The sequence below is a fragment of the Ruegeria sp. F12 genome (assembly GCF_056533885.1).
In genome coordinates, this window is record NZ_JBQFOV010000001.1 from 36,754 (window position 1) to 53,188 (window position 16,435).

The following is a 16,435-nucleotide window of genomic DNA, read 5'->3' on the forward strand; positions in this document are numbered from 1 at the left end:
GTTCAGACATTCATCAGCAGATGCTCACGCTCCCACGGAGAGATGACCTGCAGGAACTCTTCATACTCGGCGCGTTTGACGATGCCGTAGACGCGGGCAAATTCGGGGCCCAGAACCTCGTGCAGGGCGGTCGCCTCATCAAACAGGTCCAGAGCATTGCCCATGACCTGAGGGATATCGCCTTCGCCTTCGTAAGCGTCGCCATAAAACTGACGGCGTGGGCGTTCCTGTTGGACCAAGCCCAGATAGCCACAGGCCAGTGACAGCGCGATGCCCAGATAGGGGTTGCAGTCCATCCCGGCGATGCGGTTTTCGACCCGGCGCGCCTCGGGCCCCGACAGCGGTACGCGGATGCCGGTGGTGCGGTTGTCGCGCGCCCATTCCAGATTGATCGGCGCGGCGTGATCTTTCACATAGCGGCGATACGAATTCACATAGGGCGCCATCACCGCCAGACCCGAGGGCAGGTGGTTCTGCAAACCGGCGATGAAGTGATAGAATGCGTCCGTTTCACCCCCTTGCGGGCCCGAGAAAATGTTCTGCCCGGTCTCCATGTCGATGATCGAATGGTGGATATGCATGGCCGAGCCCGGCTCATCCACGATCGGTTTCGCCATGAAGGTGGCAAAGCAGTTGTGGCGCAGGGCGGCTTCGCGGATCAGGCGTTTGAAATAAAAGACCTCATCTGCCAGCTTGACCGGATTGCCGTGGCGCAGGTTGATCTCCAGCTGGCCCGCTCCGCCTTCTTGGGTGATGCCGTCAATCTCGAACCCTTGGTGTTCGGCGAAATCGTAGATGTCGTCTATCACCGGGCCGAATTCGTCCACGGCCGTCATCGAGTAAGCCTGCCGCGCGGCCGCCGGACGGCCCGAGCGGCCCATCATCGGCTTGATACTTTGCGCAGGGTCCACATTGGGCGCGACCAGAAAGAACTCCATCTCGGGCGCGACGACCGGTTTCCAGCCCTTGTCGTGATACATCTGGACCACGCGTTTCAGCACGTTGCGCGGGCTGAACGGGATCGGATTGTCGTCACGGTCATAGGCGTCGTGGATCACCTGCAGTGTCCAGTCACCGGTCCAGGGTGCAGCAGAAGCGGTCGTGAAGTCAGGCTTCAGGATCATGTCCCGTTCGATGAACCCGTCCTCGCCTGCGGCCTCACCCCAATCACCGGTGATGGTCTGGTAAAAGATGCTGTCTGGCAGGTGGAAGTAGGATTGCTTGGCAAATTTCGAGGCAGGTACCGCCTTGCCGCGCGCGATGCCGGGCAGGTCCGAGATGATGCATTCGACCTCGTCCAGTCGGTGGCCTTCGAAATAGGTGCGGGCTGCCTGCGGCAGTTGGTCTGTCCAGTCGGCCATCAGGCCCTCTCTTTCTTCAAAAACTCCGCCATGAATTGCCCGATCTTTGGGTTGTCGTCATTGGCAGGCAGGCGGTTTGTGGCCGCTTGCATCAATTCGTCAGGCACAAGGCCCTTGCCGCGTGTCTCAATCAGGCCCTGGATAAAGCTGTCACCATATTCGGGGTGGGCCTGTACGGTCCAGATCGTGTCGCCATAAGCCACCATGGCGTTGCGACAGAAATCGTTGGTACCGGTGACGCGCGCGCCGTCGGGTAGGGCGACGACCTGATCCTGATGCCACGCATTCAAGGTAACTGTCTGGCCATCAAGGTCATAGTCGGTGCGCCCAACGGCCCAGCCGCCCTGAAACTTCTCGACCTTGCCGCCCAGTGCCTGAGCGATAATCTGATGCCCGAAACACACCCCTATCAACGGCTGGCCACGGTCCCGGATGGCCCGGATCAGGTCTTCAAGCGAGGGTATCCAGGGATGGTCCTCGTAGGCGCCATGGCGCGAGCCGGTGATGACCCAGCCCTCAGCCGCATCCGTGCTGGCGGGAAACTCTCCATCAACGACGTTGTAGGTTTCGAACGTGAACCCGTTCCCACCAAGCAAGGCACGGAACATGCCGTCATAGGTGCCGAACTCACCGTGCAGTTCGTCCGGGGGGTGGCCGGTTACAAGGATGCCGATTTTCATGAGTCACCAAATTTGATCAAATTCATTCTAACGAACCCAAAGGGGCCGGGCAAGGGGGGTCAGACGGCCTCGACGTAGCTTAGCCAGTGCTCTTCGGGGGGACGCTCGGCGAAGCGTCGGACTTCCTGCCGTTTGGTCATCGCCAGAAAGCGGATCAAATCAGCAGGGAAGATGCGCGCCACTTTGGGGTCGGATTCGAAGGTAGTGATCGCGGCCTCCCAATCGCCCGCCAGTTGGGGCAGGCCACCGATTTCATAGGCGTTGCCGGTGATCGGGGCGGGCGGCTGAGCTGCGTCCTCGATCCCGTTCATCGCGGCACCCAGAACGGCGGCCAGCATCAGGTAGGGGTTGATGTCGCCACCGGCCACGCGATGTTCAATCCGGCGGGCGGCAGGGGCACCGCCGGGAATGCGCAGGGCAGCGGTGCGGTTCTCGTAAGCCCAACTTGCACCGGTGGGCGCGTGGGCACCGGGCACGAGCCGGGTGTAGGAATTGCCGTGCGGCGCAAAGATCAGCGTGCTACCGGGCATCGCCGCCAGACACCCTGCAACTGCGTGGCGCAGCGTGTCCGTCCCCTCGGGGCCGCCATTGTCAAAGACGTTCCGACCGGCCTGATCCACGACCGAGAAATGCACATGCATCCCGTTGCCCGCATCATCAGCATAGGGTTTGGACATGAACGTTGCGGTAAACCCGTGCTTGCGGGCAAGTCCGCGCGTCAATACCTTGAAAAGCAATGTATCGTCGGCGCAACGCATCGCATCCTGATGGTTCAGGTTAATTTCGAACTGGCCGATGCCGCTTTCGGAAATGGCGGTCTGGGCGGGGATGCCCATCGCGGCGCAGCCATCGTAAAGCTCGGTGAAAAAGGCATCGAACGCGTCCATCTCGGCCATGGACAGAACAGCCTCATCCACCAGCCTGCGCCCGGTAATGGGGTTCATCGGCGGTTGTGGCTGCGCGCCCGAGGAATCGAGCAGAGTGAATTCCAGCTCGGTCGCCGCGATTACCGACCAGCCGCGCTGGGTATAACGGTCCAGCACAGCGCCAAGCGCGTGGCGGGGGTCTCCGGCGAAGGGGGTGCCGTGGTCGTCGTACAGACACATCGGCACCAGTGCGGTGTCCACCTCAAGCCAAGGCATTGGAACCGCGCCGCGATCGGTAGGCAGCAGCACACCATCGGCATCACCGGATTCAAACACCAGCGGACTGCCGTCAATATCTGCGCCCCACAGATCCACATTCAGTGCCGAGAACGGCATCCGTACGGACCCTTTGTCCAGCTTGTCGGAATACGAGGGCGGCACGCGTTTGCCCCGCAACTGACCGTTCAGGTCACAGGCTGCAACGCGAAAACTGTGCAAGGCGCTCAGGTCCATCGGGGGCTCCATCATTGTGGTTCTCCCGAGGTTTAGTCGACACGGCGCGCCTTGTCACGAAATTTGATCAAATTAAGCCCGCGCCGGGTTCAGGCGGCGCGGGGCAGGGGGTCAGGCGAAGCTGACACCGTTTTCAGCCATCGGATGCTCGGCCACCAGAACGCCTGACATCGCGTGGATCGCATTTGCCAGCGCCGGTGCGGACGGGGGCGTTCCGGGTTCGCCCACGCCAGTCGGCGCCTCGGCGGACGGCACGATATGCACGTCGATGGCGGCGATATCACTGATGCGCAGCGGCTCGTAATCCGGGAAGTTGGACTGATCGACCGCCCCGCTTGTCAGCGTGATCTGGTCGCGCATCACATGGCCGATGCCATAGCCTATGCCGCCTTCCATCTGCGCTTTGACCACGTCGGGGTTCACCGCGATGCCGCAATCCACGGCACAGGTGACCTTTTCGATCTTGATGCCGTTTTCCGGATCGCCCGAGATTTCAACGACTTCAGCCGCATAAGACCCAAAGGATTTATGCACCGCTATCCCCTGAGAGCGCCCCGCGGGTACGTTGCCCCAACCCGCCTTTTCGACCGCCAGTTTCAGAACGGCGGCCTTACGTTGTTGATCGGGGTTTGTGCTGTCGGAGAGGTGGGCCAGACGGAATTCAACCGGGTCACGACCTGCGGCTTCGGCCACTAGGTCCATCATGGTTTCCATCGCATAGGCTGTATGGGTATGACCCACCGAGCGCCACCACAAAACCGTTGTCGCCTTGGGTGTGTCGGTCAGGCCAACGGCCATTCCAGGGATGGCATATGGGCTGTCAGCCACACCTTCGACAGAGCTGTGATCGACGCCGTCATGCACCAGAACGGCCTCGAACGCGGTGCCTTTTATCACCGATTGCCCGGCGATCTGATGTTGCCAGCCAACGATATTACCGTCCGTATCCAGACCCACACGGACTTTATGGCCAAAGGCGGGGCGATAGTAACCGCTGCGAATGTCATCCTCCCGCGTCCAGACCAGTTTCACTGGGCGCGAGCGATCGGTGACCACAAAGGCCAGCGCGGCTTCGACCTGATAGTCCGCATCGGGCGTGGCGCGACGGCCAAAGGAACCACCAGCCAGCATGGTCTTGATGTGGATCTTCTCGGGTGGCAGCTGGAATATCTGCTGATAGGCCATATGAGGGCCCGTCGGCATCTGTGCGCCGTCATGCAGGACGATGTCACCCTCAGCAGTTTGTTCGATGGTGCAGTTCAACGGCTCCATCGGTGCGTGGGCCAGCAGTGGGAAGTAGAAGGTCTTTTCGACCACCTTATCCGCGCCGTCGATGGCTGCCGAAACCGCTCCAACATCCGCCTTGTTCACGTTGTAGGTGGGTTCAGCATCCAGCGCGGCCATGATCTCGGACCTGATTTGATCCGAGTCGCGGGTCTCGGCCCCCGACATGTCCCAGTCGACCTCAAGCGCGTCGCGCGCCTGGATCGCGGCCCAAGTGTTTTCGGCATAGACCGCAACACCCGCCTGATTGGGCAGAACAGCGGCGCTGATATAGCCTTTGACCTCTTTCGATGCGCTGTCATCAAAGCCAAGTGCGATGCCGCCCTTGGATTCCGGACGCTTGATCATCGCGACCATCTGGTTCGGCAGATGCACATCCATCGCATACATCGCCTGACCGTTGCCTTTGATGGCCGAGTCCTTGCGACGCACGGCTGCGTTGCCGATCAGGCGGAATTCGGACGGGTCTTTCAGGCGTGGCTCGGCCGGCGCTTCTAGCTGAGCAGCGGCTGCCACGAACTCCGCAATCGGAGCGGACTTGTCACCGGCCTTGACGATGCCTTCTTCGATGGTAATGCCCGACGCATCCACGCCCCAGCTTTGGGCGGCGGCGTTGATCAGCATCTCGCGTGCGGCAGCGCCTGCTTGACGATATTGCAGCCAGGAATTCGCCATCGCGGTAGATCCGCCCGTGCCCTGGAAGGGACCGAACAGAAGGTTGTTATAGACATTCGGGTCCGACGGCGCGAATTCATATTCGATCTGATCCATGGTCAGGCCGATTTCCTCGGCGATCAGCGTCGGCAGGCCGGTGGCCGGGCCCTGACCCTTTTCAAAATGCTTTACGATGGCGGTCACGGTGCCATCCGCGTCAATTTTCACGAAGGGATTGAACTGCGCGGACTCGGACGAAGCCGCCGCCAATACGCCATCGGGGCGGGCACCGACCAGCAGCACGGCACCGGCAGCAGCGGCACCTTTCAGAAATCCACGGCGAGAGGTGTTGATGGTCATAGATCAGGCCTCCAGAATCTCGGATGCGCGCTGGACGCCGGCGCGGATGCGTTGATAGGTGGCACAGCGACAGGCGTTGCCATACATGTACTCGTCGATTTCCTCGACCGAGGGTTTGGGGTTCTCGGACAACAGCCCGACGGCCGACATCACCTGACCGGACTGGCAATAGCCGCACTGAACCACGTCCAGTTCGACCCAGGCCTGCTGGACTGCGGCACCGATCTTGTCGTCGCCGACGGCCTCAATCGTCGTGACCTCAGCATCTTCGACGTCTTCGATGTAGGTCTGGCACGAGCGCACGGGCTCGCCATTCAGATGCACGGTGCACGCACCGCAGGACGCGACGCCGCAGCCGAATTTGGTTCCGGTCAGCTTCAATTCATCCCGGATCACCCACAGAAGGGGCGTGCCGGGTTCGGCATCGACCGTGTGGGTCTGGCCGTTCAGTTTCAAGGTCAGTGACATGAGGGGGATACTCCATGTTGGGCTGGTTACCTGAATCGGTAAACTTGCGGGTTTACAATAAGTGACGCTCCCATCAGTGTAAACCCATGCGTTTACCTAGTGTTTGACCTTGCTCTGTCAATGGGCTTATAGCTTGCAGATATGAACGACATCAGCGCGCCGAATGCGGCCAAACACGCTCAGATCATCGAAGCTGCCGTCGCCGAGTTCCAGGAAAAGGGGTTCGCGGCGGCCAGTATGGACCGTGTGTCTGCTCGCGCCGAAGTGTCCAAGCGCACATTGTACAAGTATTTCGAAAGCAAAGAAAATTTGTTCCGGTCCATCGTGGTGGAGCTGTCGAACCGGTTCGCCGGTGTGCTGGATATCCGCTATGAAAAGGGCCGCGATATCCGCGAGCAACTGACTGAACTGGCTTGGGCCGAAGGGCGTATTCTGATGCTGCCCGAGGTGATGGCAATGTCGCGTATGGTGATCAGCGAAGTTTTGCGCAGCCCCGAACTTGCGGCGGCAGCGCAGGGCAAACTGGACAAGACCTCGGTGTTCATTCGGATGTTGCGGGACGCGGCAGAGGACGGCCAGTTGCAAATCGACGACCCCGACGCCGCAGGTCAGGAGTTCATCGGATTGATCAAGGCGCGGGCGTTCTGGCCGATGGTGTTCACCGGCAGTGTCCTGAGCGAGGCCGAAATGACCGACACGATCAACAGCAGCGTTGAGATGATCCTGAGCCGCTATGGCCAGTGATCCACAGCGCGGTTGCGGCGTGGCAATCCTGCGCGGGTGTTTCTACCTCTGCTTGCAGGTTTGCCGATGACGCGTGATGACGCATCTTTAACACTTGCGTGAGATTTTCGCGCAAAATCAAAGTAAGCTTTGCTTCTTTTCCGTTCTGAACGGAATACTGTGTCAAACGTTACTTTTTCGGAGCGTTCATGCGACTTAGCGTCGGCATCGCTGTCTCAATCCTGGTTGCCTTCTCGATCGGCGTCTCGACGTTTGTGGTCCATTCCTTGTGGTGGACGACGGCGCGCGATAACAGCCGCATGCTGGCTGCAGAAATCAACACGCAGATCGCCAATACCGTGCGTACCGAGGTGGGCGCGACGCTGGGCTCGGCCGAGGCCGCCTGGGCCGCGGTACGTACGATCTTTGTGCAAAACGTTATTGAGACCCGTCAGGCCGATAAGCGCGAATTCGTGTTTCTGTCGCAATTGCAGGCACAGCCCAACATCTCGTGGATTTTCTTTGGCTGGCCGGACGGCAATTTCTTTGCCTCGCATCGTCTGGGTGATGGTGGGCTTGAGATGGTCGAAATTGACGACCAAATCCACGACCGCATGTTGCGTAAGGACCAGTATATTTTCATCCCCGGCGACATTCAGTTTGAGGCGCGCACCTTTTCGGAGACCACTTATGACCCCCGTGACCACGCGTGGTTTGGGAATTTCATGGGGCTGAACTCTCAGGGGTGGATCGAAGCACGTGATTTGCCGGGCAGCAACAAAACCGTTTACGCGTTTGCTGGACCTGTCGATGTTAACCGCAGACGCGAAGGTGTCTTGGCCGTCGCGATCGAAACGGACCGGCTTTCGCGCTTTCTGGCCACTTTGAACCCCGGTGAGTTCGGGGCGGCCTTTATTCTGGACGCGGATGGCAAGGTCATCGCTGTTCCTGATCAAGAAGCGGATGAGGTGACGCCTGCGCGGATGGGCGAAGGCGAACTTTACGAAGTTGCCATGATCTCGGGCGAACAGCTTTTAGGCGGCTCCAAGGCCAAAGCGGCGGGCAGCCAGAACCAGAGGGTGGTGATCGACGGGGTTCCCTACGCGGTCGCACTGACCCCGCTGGGGTTTTATGGCTGGCGGGTGGCCACGGTGATCCCGGAATCTGCGTTCTTGTCGGGGATCGACAAGACGCTGATCAACCTGCTGTATATTCTTATCGTCGTGGTGACTTTGGCCATCGGGTCGACGATCTGGCTGGCGCGCAGCATTGTGGCCAAACCGCTGGCGCGCATCGCCGAAGACCTAAACAAAATCGAACGATTTGACGTCGAAGAAATCTCGCGCAGGCCCTCGAAGCTGTCCGAACTGGCCAATCTGTCTGCTGCAACTGCGAGCATGGCGGCCGGTTTGTCGGCTTTTCGCAAATATGTCCCGACCGATCTGGTGCGCATGCTGGTTGCCGAGGGCATCAAATCGCAACCGGGTGGGGACATCAAACGGATATCGGTCCTGTTTTGCGATGTGACCGGGTTCACTGGGCTGTCCGAAAAGCTGGGTCCGCGCATCGTACAATTGATGGAGCCGTTTTTCAGCGCGGCATCTACCGCGATTACTCGCCATGACGGCACCATCGACAAGTTCATGGGGGATGCGGTAATGGCGTTCTGGGGCGCTCCGCGTACCGATGCCGATCACGCCGAAAATGCTTGCCGCGCCGCGTTGGACCTGATCGCCGCTGTCGATGAGGCCGGTATCGTGGACGACGCTGGGCACCCCCTGCGTGTGCGCATCGGTTTGAACAGCGGTGAAGCTCTGGTGGGCAATATCGGTTCGGAACAGCGGCTCAACTATACGGCCATCGGTGATGTGGTGAATGTGGCCAGCCGGTTGGAAGGGGCGAACCGGTCTTTTGGCACTTTGATCCTGATCGGCCCGGAAACGCGGCGCGAGGCGGGCGATGCGATTGTCGTGCGGGAACTGGACACACTGACCCTCTTTGGGCGGGATCAGGAGCTGGTGGTTTATGAGCTGATCGGCATGAGAGATGGGTTCGACGCCCCTGACGACTGGATTTTGGCCTACGAACAAGGGCTGGCACATTACCGGGCCAAACGGTTCGAGCAGGCGATTGCAGCGTTTGAGGCGGCAGATCAACTGCGTGGCGGCGACCCCGCGTCGGTTGTCATGAAAACCCGCGCGCATGAGTTGCTGAGCGCCCCTTTGCCCAAGGGGTGGCGCGCTGTGACCCATACGGAAAAGTACTGACGCGCTTTTCGCCTGTTGACCGGCCTTGATCGAATGCGGCCGCGTTTCGTCGCCTGCTGCTGTTCGTTTCGAGCGTATGTGATAAAGGGTGCCGCACTCGAATCGGCAATTCGGCACCAAATGCTTTGTAAAGGTGCCTTTCTTGAGCGTGTAAGGCGAACCTGGTGACGAACGAAATACGAAATGCAGCGCGCCTGAGCGTGGCCCCCATGATGGATTGGACAGACCGCCATTGCCGGTATCTGCACCGTCTGCTGAGCGCCGAGACCCTGCTTTACACCGAGATGGTCACGGCCCCCGCTCTGGTACGCGGCGGGGCGCTGCATCTGTTGGACTATAGCCCGCAGGAACATCCCGTAGCGCTGCAACTGGGTGGGTCGGACCCCGCCGAACTGGCGAAAGCCGCGCGTCTGGGAGGCGAGGTCGGGTACGATGAGATCAATCTGAACTGCGGCTGCCCGTCGGACCGCGTGCAATCGGGCACATTCGGCGCGGTGCTGATGAAAGACCCGGCCCGCGTGGCCGAATGCGTGGCCGCGATGCGCGATGCGGTCGATGTCGAGGTCACGGTCAAATGCCGGATCGGCGTTGATGATCAAGACCCGGAGCAGGTTCTGCCCGCCTTTCTTCAGGCCATACGCGCGGCAGGGTGCGAACGCGTCACCATTCATGCGCGCAAGGCGTGGCTGCAGGGGCTCAGCCCCAAGGAAAACCGCGATATCCCGCCGCTCGATTATGATTTGGTGCACCGGATGAAGACGCAGTTCAGCGATATGCATGTGTCGATCAATGGCGGCATCATCTCGCTGAAACAGGCGCAAGAGCATCTGGATCAAGGGCTGGATGGTGTCATGATCGGCCGAGCTGCCTATCACCAGCCCGCCGATATTCTGGCAGAGGCGGACCCGCTGATCTACGGAGTCGGGCAGGCCGCCGATCCGATCGATGTGGTCAAAAAAATCGTGCCATATGTCGAGCAGCACCTTGCCGCGGGGGGGCGTTTGCATCAGATCACCCGCCATATGCTGGGTCTGTTCGCTGGGCGTCCCGGCGCGCGTGCCTGGCGACGGGCCTTGTCCGAAGGGGCCGTGCAGGACGGGGCAGGGCCTGAGGTCATGTTGCAGGCGCTCGACCGCGTTGCGCCTTTGACTGACGCGTGAGAATTCAAAACGCGGCCTTTGGGTCGGGATGGGGGAAAGATGCCAGAGACGATGTTGCTGGTTCAGATGCTGGCACTTTTGCTTGTGATCGGAGCGTTCGCGGGCGTGTTGGCCGGATTGCTGGGTGTTGGCGGTGGGATCGTTCTGGTTCCGGCCTTTTTCTATGCGTTTCAAACGCTTGGTTATGGCGGTCCGCAACTGATGCAGCTGTGTCTTGCAACTTCGCTGGCCACAATCATTGTCACGTCAATCCGCTCGGTTCTGGCCCATAACAAGAAAGGTGCGGTGGATTGGTCGATCCTGCAAGGCTGGGGGCCGGGCATCGCGCTGGGCGCAATCCTCGGCGTGATGGTGGCGTCGGCCCTGCGAACCGAGGCATTGCAGGCGCTGTTCGGCGTACTTGGGATGGTAATAGGGGCCTATATGGGGTTGGGCAAGTCGGAATGGCGGCTAGGTGACGCGATGCCCAAGGGCGTGCGGCGTGCGGTCCTATCTCCGGGCGTTGGGTTCCTGTCGGTCCTGATGGGCATCGGAGGGGGCAGTTTCGGCGTGCCGCTTATGAGCCTGTTCAACACGCCAATTCACCGTGCCGTCGCGACGGCTGCCGGGTTTGGTGTAATCATCGCCGTGCCGTCGGTCATCGGCTTTCTGTTTCTGGGCATCGCGCCCGAACACCGCCCGCCGCTGACCATCGGCGCGGTCAATCTGGTTGCTTTCGCCATCGTGGTCGCAATGACCATGATTACGGCGCCTTGGGGCGTAAAACTGGCCCATGCGATGGACCCGAAGCCACTCAAAAGGGTCTTTGCGGTCTTTCTGACATTGGTCGCGCTGAACATGCTGCGCAAGGCGGTGGGGCTGTGATGGATTTCCACGAGAGGGGCTGGGTGAAGTTTCCCTATGATCCGGTTTTGGCTGATTGGGTGCGGCACGCTTTGCCACAGGCACGCGCCTCGGTGGCGGATCCGGCCCATGCACAATGGGTGGATTGCGAGGGCACTTGGTTCATCGGCGTAGATGCACTGGACAATGATGCGCAGGGACGGGTCGGGCAGTCGGATGTCCTGTCCGGGCAGGCCATGGGGTTTATTGTCGAACAGTACGGAACACTGCCCTTGCACAAAGGTCAGGTCTCGATCATCTATCCCGGCTACCCCAAACCGCGCCGGGGCGAGAATGAGGCGGCAGCGCGGTATCGACGCAATCGGGATGCGGCGCATGTGGATGGTCTGCGCCCGACGGGACCGGACCGCCGCCGCCGCGTGGATGAGCCGCACGCGTGGATATTGGGAATACCGCTGACCGATGCCAGTGCTGATGCCTCACCCATGGTTCTGTGGGAGGGCAGCCACAAAATCCTGCGCACCGCTTTTGCAGAAGCGCTGAAGGATCACCCTCGCGACAGGCTGCACGAGGTGGATATCACCGACATCTACCAAACCTCCCGACGCGAGGTGTTCGACACCTGCCCGCGTATCGAACTGACCGCCAAACCTGGCGAGGCGTATTTGCTGCATCGCCATTGCCTGCACGGGGTCGCGCCGTGGCCGGATGGTGCAAATGCTGGGCCGGACGGTCGGATGATTGCCTATTTCCGCCCCGAATGCGCAGGGGGTGTGGCCGAGTGGATCGAATCTCCGTAACCTGCCGCCATTGTTTTGGTTTGGAGGTTTAGGGGTATGATTACGGTTCACACGAGTTCGGACGGCGCGCAGATTGAGGTCGAGCTGTCCGGCGAAGTCACCAGCACCGATTACAGCGAAACGCTTGTTCCAGCGATCGAATCGGCGCTGGCAGAGCTTGAGACCGTGCGCCTGATGGCTGTCGTTCAGCCCGAGTTCAAGGGCTATGACCTGGGGGCGGCGTGGTCGGATACCAAGCTGGGTCTCAGCCATTGGCGCGGCTTTGATCGGATCGCCGTGGTGGCTGATCAGGGGTGGGTGCAGACCAGCACTCGTCTGGCCGCGCCGATCATGCCCTGTCCAATGCAGGTTTTCGAACTGGCCGATATCGAAGAGGCGCGGCGGTGGTTGCGCGAATCCTTGGGCTCGATCCATGTGACCGATTTGGGCGGACCCTGTGTTCAGATCAGCCTGTTGGGCAAGCTGGACCCCGACGAATACCAAAAGGCCGGGGCGCATCTGGACGATCTGCTGCGCGACAAGACCGGGTTTCGTCTGCTGATCGACCTCAGCGCGTTTGACGGCTGGCAGGGCCTTACGGCTTTGGCTTCGCATTTCCGACTGGCAAGCGGCCATATCGGACAGCTGGATCGCGCGGCTATCGTGGGCGACAAGGCGTGGCAACATCTGGCGCAACGCGTCGCAAGCCATGTGCTGGGTGCGCGTACCCAGTTTTTTCCGGCAGAAGAGATAGATAACGCAAAGACCTGGCTTGCCGCTGGCTAGTGTCAGGATCGGCGGATTGACGCCAAGTCAGCCCATTTGGCGACATGTTGTTCTTGATTGACCAGTCAGATTAAATCTAGTGTCCCAATGTTTGCCCCGTCGACCACGCGGGGCAACAAAAATGCCGAAACGCGCCGTTGTGGGTTGCCACTCACTCACAAAATGTCTTCGAACTTGACCCCCTCGGAGTTCAGACCAACCTGCAACGGCGCTGGCGCGGCACAGGGGTCGGGAACCGGGGAGGTAGGGTCAGGATTTGTTCAGACGCGCCGACCGTCCGCCCCGCCGTTTTGCAAGCTGCGGCTTGCGGTCGGGCAGGGACTCCATGATCTCGGCACGTTCGGAACTGTCCATCTTGGACCAGCGCGAGATCTCGTCGATGGTGCGATAGCAGCCGGTGCAGATCCGCTCTGTCGGGTGCACGACGCAAATCTGGACACAAGGGCTTTCGACCTCATTCCGTTTCCAGACCATGTTTGTCATAGGCGTCATCCGTCCTTACAGAAAGCGCAGCCTGTCCAGCGCTCCTTGCAAGATATAACCGGCGGCGACGTGATCAATAACCTGTCCGCGACGTTTTCGTGTCGTATCCGCCTCAAGCAGTGCTTTTTCTGCCGCAACAGTGCTGAGGCGTTCGTCCCAGAACCCGATGGGGACATCGGTCAGACGCATCATATTGCGGGCAAAAGCGCGGGTCGACTGGCACCGGGGGCCTTCGGATCCGTCCATGTTTTTTGGCAGGCCCAGAATAACTCCGCCAATTTCACGTTCTGCAATCAGCTCTAGCAGGCGTGCGGAATCGAGCGTGAATTTCTTGCGTCGAACAGTCTCCAGAGGGCTGGCCACGCCGCGCATCCGGTCCGAGACCGCGACCCCAATGGTCTTTTCCCCCAGATCCAGCCCCATCAGCGCCGTCATTGGTGCAAGAGCCGATGCGAAATCTTCAAACGCGTCGTGGATCATTGCGCGATCCCGGCCTGAAACGCGGCTGCGTCAAGCAGTTCCAGCGCCTCGGTATCGCCTGCAAAGATGTCCACGGCTTCTTTCATGATATCAATCGCGCGCTGGCCTTCACCCAGAACCCCCAAAGCGGCAATAAGCTGCGCCCAATCCTCGACCGGACCGCCTTCGGTGGCCAGACGATCTGACAGCTGGTTGACCATGCCTTGGATCATTTCTTGCCGTTCCTCTGGCGTCAAAGCCGCGGCGGCGTCGATGTCTTCACGGCTAGGGCCGGACGGTGCCGCGATATTTGGCGGGTTAAACACGCCTGCCCGGAAAGCCAGATCGTCAAGCTGGGCGTAGATGGCCTCGACCCAAGGCGCGCCGGGTGGGGCGACGCGCAGGGCGTCGATCCAGATGCGATAGCCGATGTCAGGACGTCCGACCTGAACCATCATTTGCCCCAGATAGTAGTTTGCAGGGCCATGACGCGGATCACGCTGCAATGCCTGCTTCAACGCCTCTTCCGCCTCAGGCGAGACATAGCCATTGGCCGACAGGATCATCATCTCGGCCAGATGCGAATAGGCATCCGCCGGAGCGGCGTCACCGGAAAGTTCGATCACCCGCTGCTGCGCGACGTAGGCAGCCCGGAAATTCCCTGCGTTTGCCTCATGTTGCGCCAGCAGGATATGGCCTTGCAGGTCGTCGGGGCGTGCCGAGACTGTTTCACGCAATTGCTCCAGTAGGGCAGCGTAGCTTTCGTCCAGTTGCGGCTGTGGAGCGGCGGGTAGGTCGGCCTCGACCTGAGCCTGGCTGGGGCGGTCGGCCCGTAAGGCTTCGGCCATCTCCTTGCGCAGCTCCAGTGGCTGATCCGGTAGTCCGGCCGCGCCCATCTGACGATACATCCAGAATCCGCCGCCTACTAAAACGGCAGCAACGACCGAGATTGCGACGACATTGGCCCAGAGCGGCGGTCCATCCTGATCCGTTTGCGCCTGCATCTGCGCGTCAGCGGCCAGAATGCGGCGCGAGATTTCGGTTCGCACACGTTCTGCGTCCGCTTCGCTGACGACGCCCCGCGCCAGATCGCGATCAACACCTGCCAGTTGCTCGCGATACACACGCAGGTCGTAGGCTGCGGCGGGTTCACGGTTTTTACGCCCCCTGAACATCGCATAGCCAAGGAACGCGGCAATCAGCAGCGCGGTGAGGATCAAGAGGGCCCAGAAAGTCATGACAGCTCCAGTATAGCTGCCCTGACTTAGACCTGCAGGCGCGTAGAAAAAAGGGACAAATGGCCGCGAGACGATTACAACACGCAATATTGGGCGCTATGTCGCAATAGTGCGATATTACGGCGTTGAACGGCAGGGGTATAGTGTCGTTACGCGGCATACCTTCGCACAATCACCGAACCGGATGGATTCGCTTATGAAACACTATTCAGCCTTTGCTGTGGCGCGTGAAGCGCTGCGCTATCACACTGGGTGGGAACGCGCTTGGCGTTCGCCCGAGCCTAAGAGGAAATACGACGTGATCATCGTCGGTGCCGGTGGTCATGGTTTGGCTACGGCGTATTACTTAGGTAAAAACTACGGCATTCAGAATGTCGCCGTGATCGAAAAAGGCTGGCTGGGTGGCGGCAATACCGGCCGGAACACGACCATCATCCGGTCGAACTATTTGCAGGATCCGTCGGCGGCGTTGTACGAAAAGGCACGCAGCCTCTACGAGGATCTGAGCCAGGATCTGAACTACAATATCATGTTCAGCCCGCGCGGCGTAATCATGTTGGCGCAGACACAGCACGAGATCCGCGGTTATCAACGCACGGCCCATGCCAACGCGTTGCAAGGAGTGAAGACCGAGTGGATCACGCCCGAGCGCGTCAAAGAGCTGGTGCCGATCATCAATCTGGACGGGCCGCGCTATCCGGTTTTGGGCGGTCTTTGGCAGGAACGCGGTGGTACCGCGCGTCACGATGCGGTGGCCTGGGGTTACGCCCGTGCCTGTTCGGCCATGGGAATGGACATCATCCAGCAATGCGAAGTCACCGGCGTGCGTCAGGAAAATGGCCGCGTTGTGGGCGTCGACACCACCAAAGGCGCGATCGACTGTGACAAGCTGGGCATTGTGGTCGCGGGCCATTCCGGTCAGCTGGCCGAGATGGCGGGCTTCCGTTTGCCGCTTGAGGCCGTGGCGCTGCAGGCGCTGGTGTCCGAGCCGATCAAACCCTGCATGGACGTGGTTGTGATGGCCAACACTGTGCACGGCTACATGTCGCAATCCGATAAGGGTGAGATGGTCATCGGTGGCGGCACTGACGCTTACAACAACTTCACCCAGCGCGGTTCGTTCCATCATATCGAGGAAACGGTGCGGGCGCTGGTCGAGACCTTCCCGATGATCTCGCGCCTGAAGATGTTGCGCCAGTGGGGCGGTATTGTGGACATGACCGGCGACCGCTCACCCATCCTGTCGAAAACGCCTCTGGGTGGATGCTTTATCAACGCTGGTTGGGGCACGGGCGGCTTCAAGGCCATTCCGGGCTCAGGCTGGGGTATGGCGCAGCTGATGGCTACGGGTCATTCGCCGCTGACCGAAGCCTTCACGATGGACCGTTTTAAAGAGGGCCGCTTCATCGACGAAAGCGTCGCCGCCGGGGTGGCGCACTGATGAGATTTTTCGTCGAAAAATCTTACGTGCCCGACACGCTGATTTCGCAGAACACTGCCGTGTACCTGCT

General features: G+C 60.3%; 15 protein-coding genes. 7 read left to right on the forward strand and 8 right to left on the reverse strand.

The features are described 5' to 3' along the window. Nucleotides 1-2: 2 nt before the first annotated feature. From ACR0CA_RS00220 to ACR0CA_RS00240, 5 genes are all read right to left on the reverse strand, one after another. Nucleotides 3-1,361, reverse strand: a complete 1,359-nt coding sequence (locus tag ACR0CA_RS00220) for a glutamine synthetase family protein (RefSeq protein ID WP_480897122.1) — start codon at nucleotides 1,359-1,361, stop codon at nucleotides 3-5. Next, the gene (locus tag ACR0CA_RS00225; RefSeq protein ID WP_480897123.1) at nucleotides 1,361-2,041 is read right to left on the reverse strand and encodes a type 1 glutamine amidotransferase; all 681 of its coding nucleotides are present in this window, start codon (nucleotides 2,039-2,041) and stop codon (nucleotides 1,361-1,363) included. The genes ACR0CA_RS00220 and ACR0CA_RS00225 overlap by 1 nt, the downstream gene beginning before the upstream one ends. Nucleotides 2,042-2,100: 59 nt before the next feature. Beyond that, on the reverse strand, nucleotides 2,101-3,420 hold the full coding sequence (locus ACR0CA_RS00230) for a glutamine synthetase family protein (RefSeq protein WP_480502889.1): 1,320 nt from the start codon (nucleotides 3,418-3,420) through the stop codon (nucleotides 2,101-2,103). A gap of 111 nt (nucleotides 3,421-3,531) precedes the next feature. Further along, on the reverse strand, nucleotides 3,532-5,718 hold the full coding sequence (locus ACR0CA_RS00235) for a xanthine dehydrogenase family protein molybdopterin-binding subunit (protein WP_480897124.1): 2,187 nt from the start codon (nucleotides 5,716-5,718) through the stop codon (nucleotides 3,532-3,534). A 3-nt stretch (nucleotides 5,719-5,721) separates the two neighbouring features. Further along, complete coding sequence (locus tag ACR0CA_RS00240; RefSeq protein WP_480502616.1) at nucleotides 5,722-6,186, reverse strand: (2Fe-2S)-binding protein; 465 nt, start codon at nucleotides 6,184-6,186, stop codon at nucleotides 5,722-5,724. Nucleotides 6,187-6,327: 141 nt separating this feature from the next. Here ACR0CA_RS00240 and ACR0CA_RS00245 point away from each other — a divergent pair, with 141 nt between their 5' ends. From ACR0CA_RS00245 to ACR0CA_RS00270, 6 genes are all read left to right on the forward strand, one after another. Continuing rightward, on the forward strand, nucleotides 6,328-6,930 hold the full coding sequence (locus tag ACR0CA_RS00245; RefSeq protein ID WP_170788878.1) for a TetR/AcrR family transcriptional regulator: 603 nt from the start codon (nucleotides 6,328-6,330) through the stop codon (nucleotides 6,928-6,930). A 188-nt stretch (nucleotides 6,931-7,118) separates the two neighbouring features. After that, on the forward strand, nucleotides 7,119-9,176 hold the full coding sequence (locus tag ACR0CA_RS00250) for an adenylate/guanylate cyclase domain-containing protein (RefSeq protein WP_170782672.1): 2,058 nt from the start codon (nucleotides 7,119-7,121) through the stop codon (nucleotides 9,174-9,176). Nucleotides 9,177-9,340: 164 nt separating this feature from the next. Then, the gene (dusA, locus tag ACR0CA_RS00255) at nucleotides 9,341-10,336 is read left to right on the forward strand and encodes a tRNA dihydrouridine(20/20a) synthase DusA (protein ID WP_480548470.1); all 996 of its coding nucleotides are present in this window, start codon (nucleotides 9,341-9,343) and stop codon (nucleotides 10,334-10,336) included. A gap of 39 nt (nucleotides 10,337-10,375) precedes the next feature. Then, nucleotides 10,376-11,200 (forward strand): sulfite exporter TauE/SafE family protein, encoded by an 825-nt coding sequence (locus ACR0CA_RS00260; RefSeq protein WP_480897125.1) that lies wholly within the window; start codon nucleotides 10,376-10,378, stop codon nucleotides 11,198-11,200. Next, nucleotides 11,200-11,979 (forward strand): hypothetical protein, encoded by a 780-nt coding sequence (locus ACR0CA_RS00265; RefSeq protein ID WP_480897126.1) that lies wholly within the window; start codon nucleotides 11,200-11,202, stop codon nucleotides 11,977-11,979. The genes ACR0CA_RS00260 and ACR0CA_RS00265 overlap by 1 nt, the downstream gene beginning before the upstream one ends. Nucleotides 11,980-12,015: 36 nt before the next feature. After that, nucleotides 12,016-12,744, forward strand: coding sequence for a SpoIIAA family protein (locus ACR0CA_RS00270; protein WP_480897127.1), 729 nt, complete (start codon nucleotides 12,016-12,018; stop codon nucleotides 12,742-12,744). Nucleotides 12,745-12,993: 249 nt separating this feature from the next. Here the strand turns inward: ACR0CA_RS00270 and ACR0CA_RS00275 are convergent, their stop codons facing one another. From ACR0CA_RS00275 to ccmI, 3 genes are read right to left on the reverse strand one after another with little or no spacing between them, the layout of a single operon-like run. Continuing rightward, entirely contained in the window at nucleotides 12,994-13,227 is a 234-nt protein-coding gene (locus ACR0CA_RS00275) for a DUF1289 domain-containing protein (RefSeq protein WP_170770376.1), read from the reverse strand. 15 nt (nucleotides 13,228-13,242) lie between these two features. Further along, complete coding sequence (gene ruvX, locus ACR0CA_RS00280) at nucleotides 13,243-13,707, reverse strand: Holliday junction resolvase RuvX (RefSeq protein WP_170788873.1); 465 nt, start codon at nucleotides 13,705-13,707, stop codon at nucleotides 13,243-13,245. Next, a complete protein-coding gene (ccmI, locus tag ACR0CA_RS00285) occupies nucleotides 13,704-14,924 on the reverse strand; it encodes a c-type cytochrome biogenesis protein CcmI (RefSeq protein ID WP_480897128.1) in 1,221 nt (406 codons plus the stop codon). Before ccmI ends, ruvX begins: the two co-directional genes overlap by 4 nt. A gap of 196 nt (nucleotides 14,925-15,120) precedes the next feature. Between ccmI and ACR0CA_RS00290 the strand changes: the two genes are divergently transcribed. Further along, nucleotides 15,121-16,365, forward strand: a complete 1,245-nt coding sequence (locus ACR0CA_RS00290) for a sarcosine oxidase subunit beta family protein (protein WP_170788871.1) — start codon at nucleotides 15,121-15,123, stop codon at nucleotides 16,363-16,365. The last annotated feature ends 70 nt before the right edge of the window (nucleotides 16,366-16,435 follow it).

Coding starts and splice junctions, on each gene's coding strand:
- ACR0CA_RS00220 (WP_480897122.1), bottom strand. CDS start 1,361: ATGGCCGACTGGACAGACCAACTGCCGCAGGCAGCCCGCACCTATTTC.
- ACR0CA_RS00225 (WP_480897123.1), bottom strand. CDS start 2,041: ATGAAAATCGGCATCCTTGTAACCGGCCACCCCCCGGACGAACTGCAC.
- ACR0CA_RS00230 (WP_480502889.1), bottom strand. CDS start 3,420: ATGGACCTGAGCGCCTTGCACAGTTTTCGCGTTGCAGCCTGTGACCTG.
- ACR0CA_RS00235 (WP_480897124.1), bottom strand. CDS start 5,718: ATGACCATCAACACCTCTCGCCGTGGATTTCTGAAAGGTGCCGCTGCT.
- ACR0CA_RS00240 (WP_480502616.1), bottom strand. CDS start 6,186: ATGTCACTGACCTTGAAACTGAACGGCCAGACCCACACGGTCGATGCC.
- ACR0CA_RS00245 (WP_170788878.1), top strand. CDS start 6,328: ATGAACGACATCAGCGCGCCGAATGCGGCCAAACACGCTCAGATCATC.
- ACR0CA_RS00250 (WP_170782672.1), top strand. CDS start 7,119: ATGCGACTTAGCGTCGGCATCGCTGTCTCAATCCTGGTTGCCTTCTCG.
- ACR0CA_RS00260 (WP_480897125.1), top strand. CDS start 10,376: ATGCCAGAGACGATGTTGCTGGTTCAGATGCTGGCACTTTTGCTTGTG.
- ACR0CA_RS00265 (WP_480897126.1), top strand. CDS start 11,200: ATGGATTTCCACGAGAGGGGCTGGGTGAAGTTTCCCTATGATCCGGTT.
- ACR0CA_RS00270 (WP_480897127.1), top strand. CDS start 12,016: ATGATTACGGTTCACACGAGTTCGGACGGCGCGCAGATTGAGGTCGAG.
- ACR0CA_RS00275 (WP_170770376.1), bottom strand. CDS start 13,227: ATGACAAACATGGTCTGGAAACGGAATGAGGTCGAAAGCCCTTGTGTC.
- ruvX (WP_170788873.1), bottom strand. CDS start 13,707: ATGATCCACGACGCGTTTGAAGATTTCGCATCGGCTCTTGCACCAATG.
- ccmI (WP_480897128.1), bottom strand. CDS start 14,924: ATGACTTTCTGGGCCCTCTTGATCCTCACCGCGCTGCTGATTGCCGCG.
- ACR0CA_RS00290 (WP_170788871.1), top strand. CDS start 15,121: ATGAAACACTATTCAGCCTTTGCTGTGGCGCGTGAAGCGCTGCGCTAT.